The organism is Lentimicrobiaceae bacterium, assembly GCA_020636745.1.
Taxonomy (GTDB): Bacteria; Bacteroidota; Bacteroidia; order Bacteroidales; family Lentimicrobiaceae; genus Lentimicrobium.
The window spans coordinates 317,750-337,648 of record JACJXH010000004.1; the positions used below are offsets into that span (position 1 = coordinate 317,750).

A 19,899-nucleotide genomic window follows, 5' to 3' on the forward strand; every position below is an offset into this window, starting at 1 on the left:
ATCATTTTCATTAGAATCTGGTTTCTGATATGAGAAAATGCATCATCACACTGCTCACCGTGTTTTACACAGTGGGCAGTTTTTGTCAGGTAAATGTTCCAAATGAAGGAACCAAACCCATCTTCCACAAAGGAAGTATGGAACGGACAGCTCTCCCGGGTTTTCAGTTTCCTGATTATCCACCGCTGAGCCTGCCTGAAAGATGCCGAAGCATTGAGCTTCCGCCAGTTGTTGACAATTCATCGCAACCCTACCTCCGGCCTGTTTTTTCCCAGCAGGGAGCCAGCTGCGGGCAGTCAGCATCAGTAGGTTACAACTTTTGCTACGAAATAAACCGACTGCGCAATCTCCCGTCAGACACGGGCACCAACCTTTATCCCGACCATTTCGTTTACAACTTTATGAATGCCACAACACCATACTATGGAATGGGGGTAAGCTATTTTCACACGTTTGATATTTTGTATGATGCCGGAAATCCGAATGAAAATCTTTACGGCCCTATCGAACTGGATGACACTTACTACTGGATGAATGGCTATGACGGATATCTGCAGGCCATGCACAACCGCATTTCAGGAGTAAGTTCCATACATGCAGGCACACCCGAAGGATTGCTTATTTTAAAACACTGGCTGCACAACCACCTCAACGGGTCAGCAGTAGGCGGTGTAGCCAATTATTACGCGGGAATGTCTGATTTACACCAATTAGCCCCGGGAACACCCGAACAATACAAATTTGTACAAATTGAGTTTCAGGAAGATGCTTCTCATGCACTTACTATTGTTGGCTATAACGACTCCATCCGTTTTGACGTAAATGGCGACGGCATGTACACCAATCATATTGATATAACCGGTGATGGCATTGTAGACATGCAGGATTGGGAAATAGGCGGATTAAAATTTGTGAATTCCTACGGAAACTACTGGGCTAATGAAGGGTTTTGTTACATGCTTTACAGAACTCTGGCTTTAAAATACGGGCAGGGCGGTATCTGGAACAACTCAACCCATGTACTTCACGCCGACACTGCTTATCGCCCACTGCTAACCATCAAAGCCACTCTTCAGCACAACAAAAGAGGTCAAATCAGGCTTTTGGCAGGAATCAGTTCCGACACAACACGCCTGTACCCCGAACACACCCTTGAATACTCCATATTCAATTACCAGGGCGGCGACAATTACATGGCGGGTAACAAACTACCTTCCGGTAAAACACTGGAATTCGGGCTGGACATCACTCCCTTGCTGAGCTATATGAAGCAGGGCTCATCGTGCCGTATTTTTTTGATTACCGACGAGCAAGACCCCAATAACACAGGAAACGGCGCATTGCTGAACTATTCTGTCATCAACTATCAAAACAATCAGACCACAACATTTACAAGCAATGACACACCTCTTTCAATCGTAAATAATGGCCGGACCATTGCATCAGTAGTTTGCACTTCGGCTGAAGAACCTGTGACAATTAGGCCTCAAGGGCCTGTGATTGTAAATCCTGAAACACCATCCGCTGTTCAGTTTACAGCTTCCGGAGGACATCCGCCCTACCAGTGGCAGCTGAAACATATTTATTATGAAAAAGACAGCATTGCGGCTTACACATTGCCTTCAGGCGTGATTCAGACACCCACCAATCCAACACTGGGATATGCGGCCATTCCTCTGCCCTTCAGTTTCCCTTTTTACGGAAAGACTTACGATACGCTGTATATGCACGTAAACGGCTACCTGATGTTTGAGCGGCAGGACATGCCCTATTATTACCTTTTGTTCGACAAGTTGTATCTGCGCCAGCTGCAGGCCATTGCCGGATACATGAATAAGGACATGGGGCTGAACACATCAGAGGATTACATTTCAGTAACATCTTCAACTGAAAAAGTCATATTCAACTGGAGAATTTCTGCATCAGAAGGCAATGGATTTTCCACATTTTCAACAACCATTACGCCTGAAGGTGAAATTACTTTTCATTATGGCACAGCCATTGCCGAACCCTCACTGGCACCGGTTATAGGCATCAGCAATGGCACGCGGACTGAAACCCTGTACAGCCAGTTTTCAGAAAGGATGCCAAACGAAGGGCAGATTATTCAGTTTTCACCTTCGCACCTGCCGGCAGGCATGGAACTGAGTGAATCAGGATTGTTGCAAATTCCGGCAGGTAACGGTTTATTGGCTGATGTTGTAACCATAACAGCTACAGATTCAAAACGACTGCAGGCAGGTGAAAACATTCTTATTACCACTGGCCCTGAAGTTGAAATCAGGCTGACCGACAGCACAGCAGTTTTATCGCCCGGAGCGATGGTTCCGCTTTCTGTAAACATCAAAAATCACAGTCAGGCAAATATTGACAATCTATTATTTAATTTAACAGCTGCGTCAGCCAACACGGCTGTTGCTGGTCACGAAGTTGAGGTAGCCCTTTTGCCTGCCGGAGCCGAAACAACAATTAACAATGTTTTTAGCCTGATAATTCCTGACACCATCAGTTGTACTCAGCTCCTTCGATTGCAGGGTCAGTTGAAAAACAACACTTTTTCGCTGCTCAAATTTGTTGACTTTCATGCAGCTGTACCTGAAATTGTTGTCTCACCGCCATGTATTCGCGATAGTGCCAACCTCATTGCCGATCCGGGCGAAGAAGTAAAAATTTGTTTCAACATCTATAACTATGGCTATGCATCAGCCGGTAACCTTTCAGCCAAAATCAACATCAGCGATCCTTATGCAGCCATCAACGGTGCGACCACCATTGAAACAGGCGAGCTAAAGAGCTTCTCTTGTGTAACGGCTTCCTACACTTTAACCGTGAGCGATGCAGCTCCCAATGGACATGTATTAACAGGAACACTTGATGTTTATCAAGAAAACAACCTTGTCAAAACTGAAGCATTCAGCATTACGCTGGGAGAAGTTTCCATGCTGGTAGTTGATTTGGATAAAAATCATAACTCTGCTGTACACATGGTTGCGGCATTAAACGCCCTGAACCTGACACCAGATTTGACCGAAACAATTGATACAAGCATCCTGAATTACGATCTGGCCTTCCTTTCACTCGGTTTTTTTACGCAAAATCACACCCTTACTGTTGGTGAAGACAGCCTGATGGTTCAATTTTTAAACCAGGGCGGAAACCTGTACCTCGAGGGAGGTGCATTTTTCAAACAGGATCCGCCTACTTTACTGCGCTCGCGTTTGAGGGTGCAGGGGTCAAATCTGGCCTGGTCAAAACCGGCCGATACGCTTCAGGGCCTGGCCGGAACACCCGCTGAAGGATTTCAGATAGAATATCTGGGCGACTGGAAACGAGGCGAAAACCTCATTGCACTCGAACCGGCTGTGCCATGGTTCAGAGACAAAAATTCAGGACTTGACTTTGTAGTTGCACTTGACTCGGGCTATTATCATGCATTATCTTCTACCATTGAATTTGGCGGCACTTTTATGTTCGACAGTCCCGGAAGGCCTCAACTGATGGAGCGCTATCTGCAATTCCTTCAATTTAACACCCATCCACTTTCGGCTACTTTCAGGCCCGAAGCCACCAATATTTGCAGCGGGGCCAGTATCGGCTTTGAAGCAGTTTATACCGGCAATCCAACAAGTTTCCAGTGGACCTTTGAAGGGGGCTCTCCTGAAAGCTGGGATGGGCCTTCACCCCGGATTCAATATCAAAATCCGGGCGTATATGCAGTAAGTTTAACCGTTCAGAACGAAACATCAACCAACACATTTACCCTCGACAAACTGATTACAGTTGACCATTGCATTGGCATTGAAGAAGTTTTGCACAACAGGTTCAGGCTTTACCCCAACCCGGCATCCGACAACATCTGCCTTGAATTTATGACTGAAAAACCACAAACAGCAGAAATAAGCATACTTGACCTGCAGGGCAGAACAATATTTAGCACGCAGGCCTTAGCCCGTGTACAAAAAACGACACTTCCGGTAAAACAGTTACATCCGGGCATGTATGTGGTAAAAATTGACGGCGGAAACTGGTCGGGAACTTCAAAACTAATCATACAATAAGAAGTCTGGAGTGAAAACCACTAAATTAGCAGCAAAAAAGAGCAGGACAAAGCATGAAATTCAGTGATATAACAGGGCAGGAATCTATTAAAAACAGGCTAAGACGCTCAGTCAGAGACAACAGGGTAAGCCATGCACAACTATTTCTGGGTCCCGAAGGTTCAGGAAAACTGGCCATGGCATTGGCGTATGCACAGTATATCAATTGCACACAACGCACAGATGAGGATTCGTGTGGGGTGTGCAATGCCTGTATGAAATACGAAAAAATGATTCATCCTGATTTGCACTTTATTTATCCGATTGCTAAAACCAAAGAAATTGATGAAAAGCCTCTCAGCAAGCGTTTCATACATCACTGGCGGACACTGGTAACAGGTCAGAAAGCCATTTTTGGACTTGCCGACTGGTATCAGCAAATTGGGCTTGAAAACAAACAGGGCATTATCAATACTGAAGATTGCAATGAAATCATCAAAACACTCAGCTACAAATCCTACGAATCAGAATACAAGGTGATGATTATCTGGATGGTTGAGAAGCTTTATCATGCTGCCGCCCCCCGAATCCTGAAGATTCTGGAAGAACCACCCGAAAAAACGCTTTTTCTACTCATTGCCGAGCAACAGGATTTGATACTGCCCACTATTTTATCGCGCACCCAACTGGTAAAATTTAACCGGCTGAGTGATGACGAACTCACACAAGCCCTGGTTTCATTAAAAAAATGCACACCCGAAGAAGCCGGACAGGTTAAATACCTGGCTTCCGGTAACCTGAATGCCGCGCTTAAAATACTGGAAACCGGTGAAACAGATCAGGTTTATTTTGAGATTTTCAGAAAATGGATGCGCATGTGTTTTAAAAACGACATCAGGGAAATCTACAAATTTACTGCTGATTTTACGGGCCTTGGCCGTGAAAAACAAAAAAGCCTGCTGTCATACGGGCTCAAAGTCACCAGGTATTGCCTGCTCAACAGGTTTGGTGCTTATCACCATGTAAAAGCTGAAGGTGAAGAATTGAAATTTATCCGCGATTTCACCCCTTTTATCAACCAGGCCAATGCAGCTATCCTTGAAGAAGCCTTCAACAAAGCCATTTATCATATAGAAAGAAACGGGAGTGCCGCCATCATTTATATGGACATGTCGCTGCAGCTTACCAAATGGCTCAAAATGAAATAAATAGAAATGCATACAAAGCACGTTTCAATCAAAGAAAAAATTTTAGTAACGGCTAACGGGCATGTAAACCGAAATACGTAAATAAAGCCGGATGATCGAAAAAAATTGTAAATTTGCCAGAATCAGCGGACACGCTTTTTAGCTATTGATTTTCAACATACTACATTCCTTTTCATAAAAACTGACAGGGAATCTGCTTAAAAAAAACCGAAATGGAAGAAGCCGACAAAATATCTCCCGAAAAAAATCATTTTATCACCCGTGGTTGTTGTCAGCAACCCAGCCTGATTCATAAAAACGATCATATTTACCATCATGGCTGCAGTAAAATGGACACTTTCGACTGGTTGAAATTCACTCCACAGCCCGAAGGACACATTCCATTTGACTGTGTGGAGGTTCGTTTTAAAAACAACCGGAAAGATTTTTTCAAAACAACAACCGAACATGATTTGCATGTAGGCGATATTGTGGCAGTTGAAGCCAACCCCGGCCACGATATTGGCATCGTTTCACTGGCAGGTGAAATTGTGCGCTATCAGATGAAAAAGAAAAACGTTGATCCCAAACGTGAAGACATCCGCAAAATATATCGCAAAGCCAGGCTGAGCGACATTGAAAAATGGGTGACTGCAGTTGAAAAAGAGGATGCCACCCTGTTTAAATCGCGTGAGATAGCTGCAAGGCTTAATCTGAAAATGAAACTGAACGATGTTGAATATCAGGGAGACGACACCAAAGCTATTTTCTTTTACACCGCCGATGAACGTGTTGACTTCAGGGATCTGATTAAAATGCTTGCCGAAGAGTTTAAAATCAGAATAGAGATGCGGCAGATTGGAGCACGGCAGGAAGCCTCGCGCCTGGGAGGGATAGGTACCTGCGGACGTGAACTTTGCTGTGCAACCTGGCTCAACAACTTCAACACTGTAAGTACCAACGCAGCCCGCATTCAGCAGCTTTCGCTCAATCCGCAAAAGCTCGCCGGCCAATGTGGCAAACTTAAATGCTGTTTAAACTATGAATTTTCTGCTTATACAGATGCACTGAGAAACTTTCCGCCGGAAGACACCGTGCTGAATACCAAAAAAGGTGACGCATTCCCTCAAAAAACAGATGTCTTCGCCGGAATCATCTGGTACGCCTACAAATCAGACCCCAACAACATGATGCCTATACCGGTGGATCAGGTAAAAGCTATCATTGCTAAAAACAAAAAAGGGCAACCGATTGAAAAACTGGAAGATTTTGCCAGAAAAATCGAAAAGAAAACTGAATATGAAAATGCTGTCGGTCAGGATGATCTGCGCAGGTTTGACAAATAATCTGTTAACCTTCCTCCTAACAGCCTGTCGCAACAATCAGTTTTTTTTTACAAGCTTCAGTTCACGCAGTCAACAAAATGAATCCCTGCAAAATAGAAGTGCATTTGCAACGTTTAAAACATATGATAATCAAATCAGGTAACCGGGGCTTTCGCCGGATATTCATTTTATCAGCAATAACCTTATTGCTGCTTACTATTGCATGCGACCCTGCAAAGTTTTATGATGAAAGTATCAGCCTGCCCAACGACAAATGGCCTGAGGACAAATCGATGTCGTTCAAAATCAACATTGAAGACACCATTAGCTCGTACCGGTTTTTCCTCAACATCAGAAACAGCACCTCTTATCAATACAACAATATTTTCTTTTTTCTGACAACCGAATTTCCGGGTGGCGGCATGTCGCGCGATACGATTGAGTGCAAGCTATCGGCTAAAAACGGTGAATGGCTGGGTAAGGGTAACGGGCGTTACCGCGACAACCGCATATTCATCAGAGAAAACATCCGTTTCCCGCTTAAAGGCATTTACACTTTAAAGCTCAATCAGGCCATGCGTGAAAGCACACTTGAAGGCATTTCAGAGGCGGGTGTAAGGCTTGAGAAACAGACAGCAGAATAAGATAACTTCAGAAACAACAAAGCAGATAATTTTCGACTGAGAACAATAAAGAATATTGCTATGGCCAAAAAGCAAAAAGATAACTCACCCAATGTATACACCTGGCGAAAACGATTATGGATTGCATGGCTTTCGGTATTCGTTTTTGTTGTACTGCTATTCTCTGCCATGTCGGCAGGGCTGCTGGGTTTTATGCCATCGTTTGAGGAACTTGAAAACCCTAAAAGCAATCTGGCATCAGAAGTAATATCGGCCGATCAGGAGTTGCTGGGCAAATACTACATTGAAAACCGCTCAAATATTCATTATTCCGACCTGTCGCCCAACCTGGTAAATGCCATTATTGCCACCGAAGATTCGCGCTACGAAAAACATTCAGGCATCGATGTCAAAGCACTCTTCAGGGTAACTTTCGGACTGGTAACCGGAAGCAACAAAGGCGGGGGCAGCACCATTACCCAACAGCTGGCCAAAAACCTTTTTCCCCGAAAAGCAAACCGTACTTTTATTGAAACCGTGTTTATCAAGCTAAAGGAATGGATTACAGCCATTAAGCTTGAGCGCAACTATACCAAAGAGGAAATTATGGCCATGTATTTCAACACTGTTGATTTTGGCAGCAACTCGTTTGGCATCAAATCAGCCGCAAAAACATTCTTCAATAAAAGTCCGAAAGACCTGTCGATTGAGGAATCGGCTATGCTGGTGGGCATGCTTAAAGCACCAACATGGTTTAATCCGGCACGAAACCCCGAAAGAGCGATGAAACGCCGCGAAGTGGTGCTGCATCAGATGCAGAAATACGATTATCTGACAGAAGAACAATATGATTCGCTCAGGGTATTGCCACTCGACATGTCCAAATTCCGCGTTCAGGATCATACTTCCGGCGAAGCAACCTATTTCAGAGAGTATTTGCGGCAGATTATGTCGGCCAAAGAGCCCAAACGCAAAAACTACTTCGATAAAAGTGTATTTACTGAAGATTCACTGCAATGGGTAAACAATCCGCTTTACGGCTGGATTGAGAAAAACCCCAAGCCCGACGGCACTAACTACAATCTTTACAAAGACGGGCTTAAAATATTTACTACCATCAATTCACACATGCAGGTTTATGCCGAAGAGGCTATTGCCGAACACCTTGGCAACGATCTGCAGCCGGCCTTTTATAATCATTGGAAAAACCGCGAAGAAGCTCCTTTTGACTTCCCTAAATCATCTGTCAAAGCAGAAGCATTCAAACTGATGACGGCTTCCATGAAACGTTCAGAGCGTTACCGCAAGCTTAAGGCTGCCGACGTATCAGACGATTCTATCAGACTGTCGTTCAGCACAAAAGTGCCCATGAAAGTATTTACCTGGCAGGGCGAACGCGACACCATTATGACTCCATGGGATTCAATACGTTACTATAAATTCTTTTTGCAGGCCGGCCTGATGTCGGTTGAACCGCAAACCGGATTTGTAAGAGCTTATGTTGGCGGTATCAATTACAGTCATTTTCAGTTTGACCATGTTAAAATGGCCAAAAGACAAGTTGGCTCAACCTTTAAACCTTTTGTATACACTTTAGCTATGCAGGAGGGCGACTTTTCGCCCTGCACCAAAATAGCCAACATTCAATACAGCATAGACCTGCCCGAAGGAGGTAAATGGGAGCCAAGAAATTCGAACGATTTCAAAAAAGGCGAAATGGTAACCCTCAAAGAAGCCCTTGCCAACTCTATTAACTGGATTTCAGCTTTTCTTATTAAAAGATATTCGCCTATGGCTGTGATTAAAATTGCCCGAAAAATGGGCGTTACCAGCCATATTGACGCAGTACCGTCAATTTCATTAGGAACACCTGACCTGACGCTTTACGAAATGACAGGTGCCATGAATACATTTGCGGCCAAAGGTGTATACATCGAACCTCTTTTTGTGACCCGCATCGAAGATAAAAACGGCAATGTGATTGCGCGCTTTATGCCCCGGCAGGAAGAAGCGATGAGTGAAGAAACCGCTTTTCTGATGCTTCAGCTGATGAAAGGGGTGGTTGAAAGCGGAACCGGTGTCAGACTCAGATATAAGTATGGGCTCAACAACCCGATTGCAGGCAAAACCGGTACAACCCAAAATAACAGTGACGGATGGTTTATGGGACTTACCCCCGACCTGGTGACCGGCGTTTGGGTGGGAGGCGAAGATCGCAGCATTCACTTTCGCAGCATTACCCTGGGACAGGGCGCCAATATGGCTTTGCCAATTTGGGCTCTATACATGAAAAAAATATATGCCGACCCCAAACTTTCAATCTCGCAAGGCGATTTCGAACACCCTTCAAATCCGCTCTCGGTTGAAATTGATTGCAGCAAGTACGAAGCCATTCAAAGAAAATCAGACAACAAATACAACTCAGGCGACTTTTAAAACCTATGGAAAACAGCCCCCTAAAACCGTTGAATGATCTGCAGGACAAGGCACAACCTGTGCAAAACAGAAAGCACAAGCTAAGCCGCAATATTTCTCTTATCACCCTCTTTATTGTATTTACTTCATATTGTATTTATAATTTCAACAATAAAGACTGGAACAATGAACGTAGAATTATACAGGACGATGTACAAAACTATTACGTTTATATTCCTGCTGCGGTTATTTATCACGACATTAATCTTGAAAAAGTACACCGGCAGCTTCCCGAAAATATCCGGCAAAAACTATGGCTGGTCAGGTCAAAGGAAACCGGCCTGTTGTTCTCAAAAATGACCATGGGACTGGCCATCATACAAGCTCCATTTATCGCCATTACACATTACCTCATTGTTCCACTTACCGATTATCCGGCCGACGGATACTCTCCTCCTTACAAAATTACGCTGCTTTTCTGCTCCTTGCTTTTCCTGTTTATCGGGCTGTGGTATATGCGTAAAATACTTTTAACACATTACCATGAAAGCATTGTTGCTTTCCTTTTACTTATTGTAGGCCTGGGAACCAATTTAACCTGGTATGTAACCACTGAGCCTGCCATGTCGCACGTGTACAGTTTTGCCCTGATTATAGTTTTCTATTACAGGTTGCAATACTGGCTTAAAAAGCCCGAAATATTGAATACCATACTTCTGGGATTTCTTTTTGGGCTTATTGTACTTATCAGGCCTACCAATATAATCGTAGGAGCACTTTTTCTTGCATCAGAGAAACCACTGCAGCGGATAAAATATATTGCCAGCCACTATCAGCATCTATTGTTGATGATAGCCGCTTATATGCTGATATGGGCACCCCAGCTGGCCTTTTGGAAATTTTCCACCGGCCACTGGTTTATGTATACTTATGGCGACGAAGGCTTCTTTTTCAACAATCCGCAGGTACTTAGCAGCTTGTTCAGCTACCGAAAAGGCTGGCTTATTTACACTCCACTGATGGCCCTCACTTTTATCGGGCTGCCATTCCTCTGGAAAAAAAACAGGGAAATTTTCTGGCAGGTGTCAGCCTTACTGGTTTTGCTTACCTATGTCAATGCATCGTGGTGGTGCTGGTGGTTTGGAGGCAGTTTCGGACTAAGAGCCTATATTGATGGATACGGCTTGTTTGCACTGGCAATCGGAGCTTTTTTACAGGCCATTTTTAATGTAAAGTCCAAAATTGCAAGCTTTTTGTTTCCAGCAGTTTTCATATTTTTCATTGGAGTCAACTTACTTCAAACCTGGCAGTATAGAATTGGAATGATTCATTATGACTCCAACACCAAAACAACATTTTGGATGCATTATCTCAAAACCCGTTTTCAGCCAGATTACTATGAAAAACTGGTCAAACCTGACATCAAATCGAGTAAAAAAGGACATTATTTCTCAAAAAATGAAGTTACTGAAACTGTCCGCAAACAAATATTACATAAAGAGAGTATAAAAAGAGAAATTGGCATTAGTTATCTAAAAGATCGCATTTTAAGCAACAAGCATGTACTTGAGGAGATAAAAACAGAAGCTGAAAGGCTTCAGATACCTGTTGACACGTTGATAACAAAACGTGCAACAGCTGAATATGATTTGCATTTGGCCAGGCAGCAATAAATATCTTTTATTCAGCTGCATTTTAAACAATAAACACAATCACTAACAATAAAAGAGCCTAATTACCTAATCAAGGGTATAAGAATCAACATGTAAATTGTCAACCCATACAACTCCACTTCCTTCATACCAAACATAACACTGTATAATTTCCTCTTTAGTAAAAACCTCAGGGGTCATGTAATCAAATGACAAGCGATTCCATTTCCCTGATTGAAATGGGATCTGAGCCGATTTAAATGAAAACGCCCGGTACTTCAAATTTCCACCATCGGGAGTAGCGGTATTGACAACAAGTCTTAGCTTTTCTTTCACATCATCATTGAATCCATATACCCACACACTGGCTCTTAAATAGAAATAATACACAGATGAAATATGCTTATATGGTATCTTAATCCCAGGAGAGAAAGGCACATTTTTACTCATTTTAAACATTCCAATCCCTCTATATGGCTGGGGCGTTAAAGAATCTTTTTCAACCTTTGAATCCTCAAAAGAGAGATCTAATAACACTTTCCTTTTCAACCCAGTTTTGAAAATTATAGAATCTCTGCTGGTGGCAGAACGTTCCACTAATAACAAGCTGCGATCCTCTTCAGAGACTTTATTTTTCCCTATCATTTTGAGAAAATAGGCTTTTGTCATTCTGGAACCATCTATAACACCAGTTCTCACTTGCCAGGCCTGATGGATATTAAGAATAAAGAAAGGCAACAGTACAAAGAAAGCAATAATTTTAAATACCTTCCGACTCTTTGCTAGTGCATCAGCAAAACATCCTAATGGTAGAATTAAAAACGCATAAGACTGTATAAATGCCCTCCACCCATAACTCACCAGACTAGTAAAACTTGCAATAAGATAAATATTCACAAATAAGAAAATCACAATTGGCCAAAAAAAATCTCGATGGGTTTTCCAGCAATAATACAAACCTACAAATGCAAGAATGCTCAGTGGAGAATAAATAAACCATCCTTTTCGGAAGCCTATCAATACATATGCAAACCTGGGATTCATTAGATTTAAAGTTGATCCAGCATCATTATATACATTTAAAAAATATTCGCCTGCGTATGATTTATAGTATAAGAATTGAGGTACAAGAAAAAGAAAGGCGATAACTATTGCAATAAGAACCTGCCATTTCTTATTCCACAACAGGATAAATTTAGACTTCAAGCTTTCAATACTAACTATTCCCCAAAATGCTGGTATAGCAGCCGCAATAACTTCCGATGGCCGAACTGACATTATTAATCCCATAGAGATTGCAATAGCAAATATGTAACGCCATTCATATTTTTCGTGCCATTTGACGGTAAACCAAACTAAAAATGTGTAAAGTGTGTACAAATAAACATGTGGCACATCATTTCCCAATGTGCTAAAAAAGAACAGATTTGTACCGACAAACATCAATAGAAGAGTAATTGCTGTTACCTTATCATTGAAAAAATGCAGCAGAATTTTTCTCGACATAATCAATCCTAAAATAGCAAACATGGCACCATACAAAATGAGAGCCCATTGGTAAGGCGCTGAAAACCCGTCGGGAGTAAAATTTCCTATTAATGCAACAAAATGGCCAACGAAAAAAGCAGGTAACCAAAGCATAGACATCCCCCTGAAAAACCTGATGATAACCCCTCCCTTTGGTGACTTCATCAATTGAAAATAGGTCGGAGTACTCTTATACTTTTCATTTATCTCCTTGTACCACTCTCTTTCCAAACCTGGATCATGATAAATGAACGAAGCTGGCAAAAAAAGATAGTAGCCAAAGTTATCATAACTGATAAAATTCGTTTGTGGGAATTTAAACTTTGACCCAATAAAAATCAACGAAATAAATATCAGAACAAAAAATGAATATTTTCCAGGTTTCATAGCCAAATAAAAGGTTCAAAATGCGAAGGTATTCAAAAAATTCGAACACATAAAATTCAAATAAATCTTACAGGCAAATGCTTTACAGATCATATACCTTTCAGAATAATCTCATTACATTTGCACTAAAATAAAGTCCATCAAAAGGTAAAATTAATTTTATGGTATTCAGCAGCAGCCTGTTTCTCCTGTATTTCCTTCCGGTTTTTTTATTGCTCTATTATATTTCGCCTAACAAAATGAAAAACTATGTGGCCTTATTGGCCAGTGTTGTTTTTTATGCATGGGGCGCACCAACTTTTATTTTTATTGTACTGGGCTCTATTATTGCTGATTTTTATGCAGTAAAGCTGATGCATACATCGGAGGGACGTACTAAAAAATACCTGGTATCATTCTCTATCGCACTCAATATAGGCATGTTACTTTATTTTAAGTATGCCAATTTCTTTGTCGACAACCTGAATGCCATTATGGTGAGCACTGGAGGGAAACCCGTAGAATGGGTGAAGGTAGCACTGCCTATTGGTATTTCATTTTTCAGTTTTCAAAAAATGACTTATGCAGTAGATGTATACCGCAAAGTACATGCCCCGCTAAAAAAAATAACCGATTTTGCCCTGTATATCCTTATGTTTCCGCAGTTGATTGCAGGGCCTATCGTGAGGTTCAATGAAATTGCCGACCAACTGGAAGACCGCCGTTATAATGAAACTGCCGACAACCGACTTACAGGTTTCTTTAGATTTGCGCTGGGCCTTGGCAAAAAGGTACTGATAGCCAATGTGCTGGGCGAATATGCCGATAGCGTTTTTGCACTTAACCCGGCTGATATGTCAACGGCTACTGCATGGATGGGTGTATTGGCCTATGCTTTCCAGATTTACTATGACTTTGCCGGATACTCAGACATGGCTATAGGATTAGGGCGTATGATTGGTTTTGATTTCCTTGAGAACTTTAACAATCCTTATATCTCACAAAATATAAGTGAATTCTGGCGCCGCTGGCATATCTCATTAGGGCGCTGGATGCTCGATTACCTGTATATTCCCCTTGGTGGCAACCGCGTGTCTGTCGGCCGATTGTACTTTAACCTTTGGCTGGTATTTATCATTTCAGGCTTTTGGCACGGCGCAGCATGGAACTTTGTTGCCTGGGGTGCCTTTCACGGCTTTTTTTTGATTGCTGACAGGTTGTTTCTGCTCAAAGTGTATAAAACCATTGGCAAATATCCGTCTATCTTTATCACTTTTATCATTACCCTGGTAGGCTGGGTACTTTTCAGGGCCGAATCGCTTCAATACGCACTTGATTTTACTGAACGCATGTTTAGTTTTACTGCTGGTCCAGCAGTTTATATCAGCAACAAGGTATGGACAATCCTGATTACTGGGGCATTCTTCAGTTTTTGGGCAGGTTTCGGAAAAATTGAACAATGGCAGGAAAAAGTCTTTTCGAAAAAACAAAGTTTGCGAACATTGGTTTTCATGACTTTAGCCTCTGCCATATTTTTTATCATTAGTCTGGCAGCCATTACTTCTTCAGGCTTTAATCCTTTTATTTATTTCAGGTTTTAGATTTCAGTGAAATTTACAAATCGCTCAACAGCAAAACAAACACTAAAATTTAATCCATTGAAAATGAATAAGAATATCAGCAATAAACCCTTTACTAGCACAATCCTTACAACTGCCTAAAAACGCTACAAATAATTTCTGCCGATGTCCGCATTATTCAACATAAAACAATTCAACACACCGGCATTACTTGTTGATGAACAGATTTGCCGGAACAATATCAGCCAAATGAGCGGTAAAGCCCGCTCACATGGCATCATTTTCAGACCGCATTTTAAGACACATCAATCAATAGAAGTCGGCCATTGGTTTTACGAAGAAGGTGTTAGGCAGATAACAGTATCATCGGTAAATATGGCCAGGTTTTTTGCTGATGCAGGCTGGAAAGATATTACCCTTGCCTTTCCTGTGAATGTCCGCGAATTAGCAGGTATAAGCCAGCTTACAGCCAAAATCAGGCTCAATGTATTGTTCGATATGGCCGAACAGGCCAAAGCAATGACAGAAACACTGACAAGCGAAACCGGTTTCTTTATAAAAATTGATACAGGTTACCACCGTTCGGGGGTTCATCCGGCCAACGAGGAAAGCATTGAAAAAATACTCAGAGCTTCAACAGGATCATCGTTAACTTTTCGGGGATTTCTTACACATGCCGGACACACCTATCACGCCGGCAGCAAACAGGAGATATTGCATATTCACGAGCAATCCATTCAGAACTTATCAGAATTAAAACATAAATACGCAAGCAGATACCAGGGAATCATCAGTTCTGCCGGCGATACTCCTTCATGCAGTCTGGCAACTGATTTCAACGATTTGGATGAGATGCGGCCGGGAAATTTTGTATTTTACGACCTGATGCAGCTGCAATTGGGAAGCTGTAATTTTGAACAGATTGCAGCGGCAGTTATTTGCCCTGTCGTTTCAGTTTACCCTCAACGCAATGAAGCATTGATACTTGGCGGAGGCGTGCACCTTTCAAAGGAGTCGTTGGTTTTGCCCGGTAACAAGAAGGTGTTTGGGCTGGTTGTGCCGTTTATTGATGGCAAATGGCAACAACCCGAAGGCGATGATTACCTGGTATCCCTCTCGCAGGAACATGGAATTTTCGCCACACAAAGCCTATGGGCAAAAAAGCTGAAACCAGGCAACCTGGTAGCTGTTATTCCGGTACATTCGTGCCTTGCAGCCAATCTTCTCAGAAAAACAAACAACGCATATAGCATGTGGCCATAGCTTATAAAAAGGAAGCTTCACACTGACCAGCCAGTGTCTGCCTGATTAATAAGCCCTTTCATTGCGTCCCTCAATGTAGTTGATAAAGGACTTATTCACAACCTTATTTCCACCAGGTGTTGGGTAATTGCCTGTAAAATACCAATCGCCTGTATGGCCGGGAATGGCTTCATGCAAATCTTCAATGGTTTGATATACAACCTGCACCTGTGCTTTGCAGCCTGCCGGAGTAACAAGGGCTGAAATTTTGGCAGAAATCTGTTCCGCCGTAAACGGGCGATAAATATCCTTCACATAATTCACCACCTCTTCTTTGGGCAACATTTCCTGCGCCTTACACCTGGCGTAAACCTCATTGATAATGTGCGTCTGTTTTGTGTCTTTCAGCAGTTCAATAGCTGCATTGAAAGCCACGAAATCGCCCAGTTTGGTCATATCAATACCATAGCAGTCGGGATAACGAATCTGAGGAGCAGAGGAAGCAACCACAATTTTTACCGGTCCCAGGCGATCGAGAATGCGGATAATACTCTTGCGCAGTGTTGTTCCCCTTACAATGGAATCATCAAGCACAACCAGATTATCCTGCCCGTCCTGCACAACTCCGTAGGTAACATCATACACATGAGCGACCAAATCATCACGGGCATTATCCTGCGTTATAAAAGTACGCAGTTTAATATCTTTAACAGCCACTTTTTCAACCCGCGGTTTAAGCTTCATAATTTCATCAATCTTAGCCGGGGTAAGTATCTGGGCATCTTTCAGCAACAAATCCTTTTTAATTCCATCGCAAAAATTCCCCAGCTCTTCAACCAGGCCGTAAAATGCCACTGCCGCTGTGTTGGGGATATAGGAGAAAACGGAGTGATGAAGATCGTGATTCACAGCTTTAAGAATGGCCGGTGTGAGCATTTTACCAAGTTTTTTCCGTTCCTGATAAATATCCACATCAGTACCCCTGCTGAAATATATGCGCTCAAACGAGCAGGCCTGCCTTGTGCGGGGCTCCAGTACCGGAATAATTCCGGCGGTGCCGTCGCGGCGTATCACCAGCGCATGACCGGGCTCAATCTCTTTCACCTGGCTATGGTGAACATTTAAGGCTGTTTGTATAACCGGCCTTTCAGAAGCCGCTACAATGACTTCGTCATTCTGAAAATAAAAAGCGGGCCTGATACCTGAGGGATCGCGCATTACAAACGCATCGCCATGCCCGAACATACCGGCAATGGCATAACCGCCATCCCAGTTGATGGAAGCTTTTCGCAAAATATCCTGCACATCGAGTTCAGCAGCTATTCTGGCAGTAATATTGCGCTTGCTGAATCCTTCATTCTTAAACCGGGCATACAGGCGCTCATTCTCTTCATCGAGGAAATGACCAATTTTTTCAAGAATAGTAATGGTATCAGAAGTTTCAACCGGATATTGGCCCAGGTCAATCAGCTTTTCGAAAAGCTCATCAACATTGGTCATATTAAAATTACCAGCTAGCACCAGATTACGTGTCATCCAGTTGTTAGCCCGAATGACCGGATGCAGGTTTTGAATTACATTTTTGCCAAAAGTGCCATAACGCAAATGCCCCATAAAGAGTTCGGCTGCAAAACCAGCATGATGTTTCAGGTATTGCAAATCTTTGAGCCGTTCGGGATGATCGCCCGTAAGTTCATTGATTTCAGAATATGCCGCTTTAAAAACATCGCCGATGGGCGTATTGGAATTGGAACGGTGACGATTGATGTATTTACTTCCAGGCTTTGGATCGAGCTTGATACACGCAATACCGGCGCCATCCTGACCACGGTTGTGCTGCTTTTCCATTAATAAATGAAGCTTATTGAGAGCCCAGGTTGAAGTACCATATTTATTCAGATAGTATTCAAGTGGTTTCAGCAACCTAACCATTGCAATTCCGCACTCATGTTTGATCTGCTCGCTCATGCTGTGTATATTGTAGTTATTCTTTTATATTTGCCGGAGTAATGCCGGGAACATCCCTTTAAGAAGGTGCAAAAATAAACATTTATAGAGCCCTTTTGTAAAGGAATAGTTAGCTTATTGTAAATTATACATTTCAACTTGAAAATTACACAGTTGATTCACAATTCATTAAACAAAAACTTCATAACCACTATGGTAAATATAAGAATGGCAGTGCCAGAAGATATTGAATTTATTGCGCAAAGCCAGTTAAGTATGGCGATGGAAACTGAGCAATTACAACTTGATTCACCCACAGTAGCAGCAGGTGTTAAAGCTGTGCTGACCAATGCCGACCGCGGATTTTATATCATAGCCACGCTCAATCATGAGCCCGCCGGCTGCCTGATGATTACTCCAGAGTGGAGCGACTGGCGCAATGCATGGGTATGGTGGATTCAGTCTGTTTTTGTAAAGCCCGATATGCGTCAGGCCGGCGTTTTTGGCTCGATGTACAGCTTTATTAAAGAACAGGTAATGCAAAGAAATGATGTTGCCGGCATCAGATTGTATGTGGACAATACAAATCAGCGCGCCCGCGGTGTTTATGCAAGGGTAGGCATGAGCGACCAGCATTACCGCACTTTTGAATGGATGAAATAAGACATCATTGATCAGTCACTTCAAAAAACTGTATACTGTTTGCTTATCAACATGATAAAAATGCCTGTTTAACTGACTTTTACAATTAAACGGTGAAAACTGACAGAAAAAAAACGCCCTATGAAAACATCTCTCATCACACTGCTCATTGTCTTTTCAGCATTTTTTACCAATGCACAACGACCGCATCATTGCGATGTTCCTATAGCTGACCATATTTTCAGGCAGAAGTATAAATCAATAAGCATGCAACCCACCGAAGAGCGCAAACTACAGGTTGCCAAAGCTATTGCGGTAAACAACTGTCTTTCGGTTGAACAGGTTAAGTCAATGGCATCCTTGTTTATCGATGATTTTAACCGCCTCGAACTGGCCAAAACAGCCTGGCTCAGTGTGGTGGACAAAGAAAACTTTTATTTTGTGTACGATGAGTTTGCCTATTTTTCAACCGTTTTTATGCTGCATGATTATGTGAAAAGCATGGAAGAACATCCCCATGACTACATTCCGCCCTATGAACCTCCTGTAAGCATGAATTTCCCGGCATTTGACTACCCGGGATATGAAGGATATCATGGCCCATCAAACTGCAACTACCCAATACGCGAAGACGAATTTATCAGACTTGCCATGCAGGTTAAGGCCAACAACTCAGAAGGCAGCCGCATGTTATTGCTTACGCAAATTACAGGCAACAATTGCCTGAGTGTTAGCCAGGCAATGAAATTCGCTTCACTGCTGGTTTCAGAAGCCAATCGGCTTGAATTCTTCAAGGCTGCCATTTACTCCATTTTCGACCTCAACAATTTACCATACGGAACTCAGCTTTTTGTATACAGCGCTCATAAAGCCGCCTACAACAACCTGATTAGCAACCCAATGCCAGCACCTGGCCCAGAAAATCCGCCCTGCATTGTTCATCCCGACGAGTTCGGACAAATAAAGGAATCGATAAGCAAAGAAAGCTTCAACACCACCCGTTTAACCCTGGCCAAACAGATCATCCGCAGTAAAAAATGTTTCAGTGTATTTCAGGTAACCGAAATGGTTAAACTGATTTCATTCGAAGATACAAGACTTGAACTTGCCAAATTTGCGTACGATTTTACCACCGACCGCGAAAACTACTACAAAGTGGCTGATGCTTTTTCGTTCAGCAGAACCAAAGAAGAGCTGATGAAGTTTCTGGAATCGAAACGCTAGGCCGACTTTTAGTTCCCACACCTTCATCATATCTTTTGAAAAAGAAAGTATGCAAACCCTTCCGCTTTATGGCTAAGCGGGAGGGTTTGCAGCTATTTTTCAACGGGCATCAGAATAAAAATCATAAAACCC

The 19,899-nt window shown here is 42.6% G+C and carries 12 protein-coding genes; 10 read left to right on the forward strand and 2 right to left on the reverse strand.

Going from position 1 to position 19,899, the window contains the following annotated elements; all coding sequences use genetic code 11:
* Positions 1–29: 29 nt before the first annotated feature.
* The 6 genes from H6541_08645 (at position 30) to H6541_08670 (ending at position 11,260) form a co-directional block, all read left to right on the forward strand.
* On the forward strand, positions 30–4,058 hold the full coding sequence (locus H6541_08645) for a T9SS type A sorting domain-containing protein (protein ID MCB9015846.1): 4,029 nt from the start codon (positions 30–32) through the stop codon (positions 4,056–4,058).
* 53 nt (positions 4,059–4,111) lie between these two features.
* Positions 4,112–5,245, forward strand: a complete 1,134-nt coding sequence (locus tag H6541_08650; protein MCB9015847.1) for a DNA polymerase III subunit delta — start codon at positions 4,112–4,114, stop codon at positions 5,243–5,245.
* Between the two features lie 329 nt (positions 5,246–5,574).
* Complete coding sequence (locus H6541_08655; GenBank protein MCB9015848.1) at positions 5,575–6,570, forward strand: hypothetical protein; 996 nt, start codon at positions 5,575–5,577, stop codon at positions 6,568–6,570.
* 122 nt (positions 6,571–6,692) lie between these two features.
* Positions 6,693–7,193 carry a gliding motility lipoprotein GldH gene (locus tag H6541_08660; GenBank protein ID MCB9015849.1) on the forward strand — a complete coding sequence of 167 codons (501 nt, stop codon included), beginning with the start codon at positions 6,693–6,695 and terminating at the stop codon, positions 7,191–7,193.
* A 60-nt stretch (positions 7,194–7,253) separates the two neighbouring features.
* Complete coding sequence (locus tag H6541_08665) at positions 7,254–9,608, forward strand: transglycosylase domain-containing protein (GenBank protein MCB9015850.1); 2,355 nt, start codon at positions 7,254–7,256, stop codon at positions 9,606–9,608.
* A 5-nt stretch (positions 9,609–9,613) separates the two neighbouring features.
* Complete coding sequence (locus tag H6541_08670; GenBank protein MCB9015851.1) at positions 9,614–11,260, forward strand: hypothetical protein; 1,647 nt, start codon at positions 9,614–9,616, stop codon at positions 11,258–11,260.
* A gap of 66 nt (positions 11,261–11,326) precedes the next feature.
* On the opposite strand, the gene H6541_08675 is transcribed toward H6541_08670, so the two are convergent.
* On the reverse strand, positions 11,327–13,153 hold the full coding sequence (locus H6541_08675; GenBank protein ID MCB9015852.1) for a hypothetical protein: 1,827 nt from the start codon (positions 13,151–13,153) through the stop codon (positions 11,327–11,329).
* A 161-nt stretch (positions 13,154–13,314) separates the two neighbouring features.
* On the opposite strand from H6541_08675, the gene H6541_08680 reads away from it, so the two are divergent.
* Entirely contained in the window at positions 13,315–14,733 is a 1,419-nt protein-coding gene (locus tag H6541_08680) for an MBOAT family protein (GenBank protein MCB9015853.1), read from the forward strand.
* A gap of 144 nt (positions 14,734–14,877) precedes the next feature.
* Entirely contained in the window at positions 14,878–15,975 is a 1,098-nt protein-coding gene (locus tag H6541_08685; GenBank protein ID MCB9015854.1) for an alanine racemase, read from the forward strand.
* A gap of 45 nt (positions 15,976–16,020) precedes the next feature.
* Here the strand turns inward: H6541_08685 and H6541_08690 are convergent, their stop codons facing one another.
* A complete protein-coding gene (locus tag H6541_08690) occupies positions 16,021–17,922 on the reverse strand; it encodes an amidophosphoribosyltransferase (GenBank protein MCB9015855.1) in 1,902 nt (633 codons plus the stop codon).
* A 192-nt stretch (positions 17,923–18,114) separates the two neighbouring features.
* Between H6541_08690 and H6541_08695 the strand changes: the two genes are divergently transcribed.
* Positions 18,115–18,564 (forward strand): GNAT family N-acetyltransferase, encoded by a 450-nt coding sequence (locus H6541_08695; protein MCB9015856.1) that lies wholly within the window; start codon positions 18,115–18,117, stop codon positions 18,562–18,564.
* A gap of 120 nt (positions 18,565–18,684) precedes the next feature.
* Positions 18,685–19,767 (forward strand): DUF4476 domain-containing protein, encoded by a 1,083-nt coding sequence (locus tag H6541_08700; GenBank protein ID MCB9015857.1) that lies wholly within the window; start codon positions 18,685–18,687, stop codon positions 19,765–19,767.
* Positions 19,768–19,899 lie beyond the last annotated feature (132 nt).

Excerpts from the sequence above, each read along its gene's own strand:
- H6541_08695 (MCB9015856.1), top strand. The coding sequence starts at position 18,115 with ATGGTAAATATAAGAATGGCAGTGCCAGAAGATATTGAATTTATTGCG.
- H6541_08680 (MCB9015853.1), top strand. The coding sequence starts at position 13,315 with ATGGTATTCAGCAGCAGCCTGTTTCTCCTGTATTTCCTTCCGGTTTTT.
- H6541_08685 (MCB9015854.1), top strand. The coding sequence starts at position 14,878 with ATGTCCGCATTATTCAACATAAAACAATTCAACACACCGGCATTACTT.
- H6541_08660 (MCB9015849.1), top strand. The coding sequence starts at position 6,693 with ATGATAATCAAATCAGGTAACCGGGGCTTTCGCCGGATATTCATTTTA.
- H6541_08650 (MCB9015847.1), top strand. The coding sequence starts at position 4,112 with ATGAAATTCAGTGATATAACAGGGCAGGAATCTATTAAAAACAGGCTA.
- H6541_08690 (MCB9015855.1), bottom strand. The coding sequence starts at position 17,922 with ATGAGCGAGCAGATCAAACATGAGTGCGGAATTGCAATGGTTAGGTTG.
- H6541_08665 (MCB9015850.1), top strand. The coding sequence starts at position 7,254 with ATGGCCAAAAAGCAAAAAGATAACTCACCCAATGTATACACCTGGCGA.
- H6541_08655 (MCB9015848.1), top strand. The coding sequence starts at position 5,575 with ATGGACACTTTCGACTGGTTGAAATTCACTCCACAGCCCGAAGGACAC.
- H6541_08670 (MCB9015851.1), top strand. The coding sequence starts at position 9,614 with ATGGAAAACAGCCCCCTAAAACCGTTGAATGATCTGCAGGACAAGGCA.
- H6541_08675 (MCB9015852.1), bottom strand. The coding sequence starts at position 13,153 with ATGAAACCTGGAAAATATTCATTTTTTGTTCTGATATTTATTTCGTTG.
- H6541_08700 (MCB9015857.1), top strand. The coding sequence starts at position 18,685 with ATGAAAACATCTCTCATCACACTGCTCATTGTCTTTTCAGCATTTTTT.
- H6541_08645 (MCB9015846.1), top strand. The coding sequence starts at position 30 with ATGAGAAAATGCATCATCACACTGCTCACCGTGTTTTACACAGTGGGC.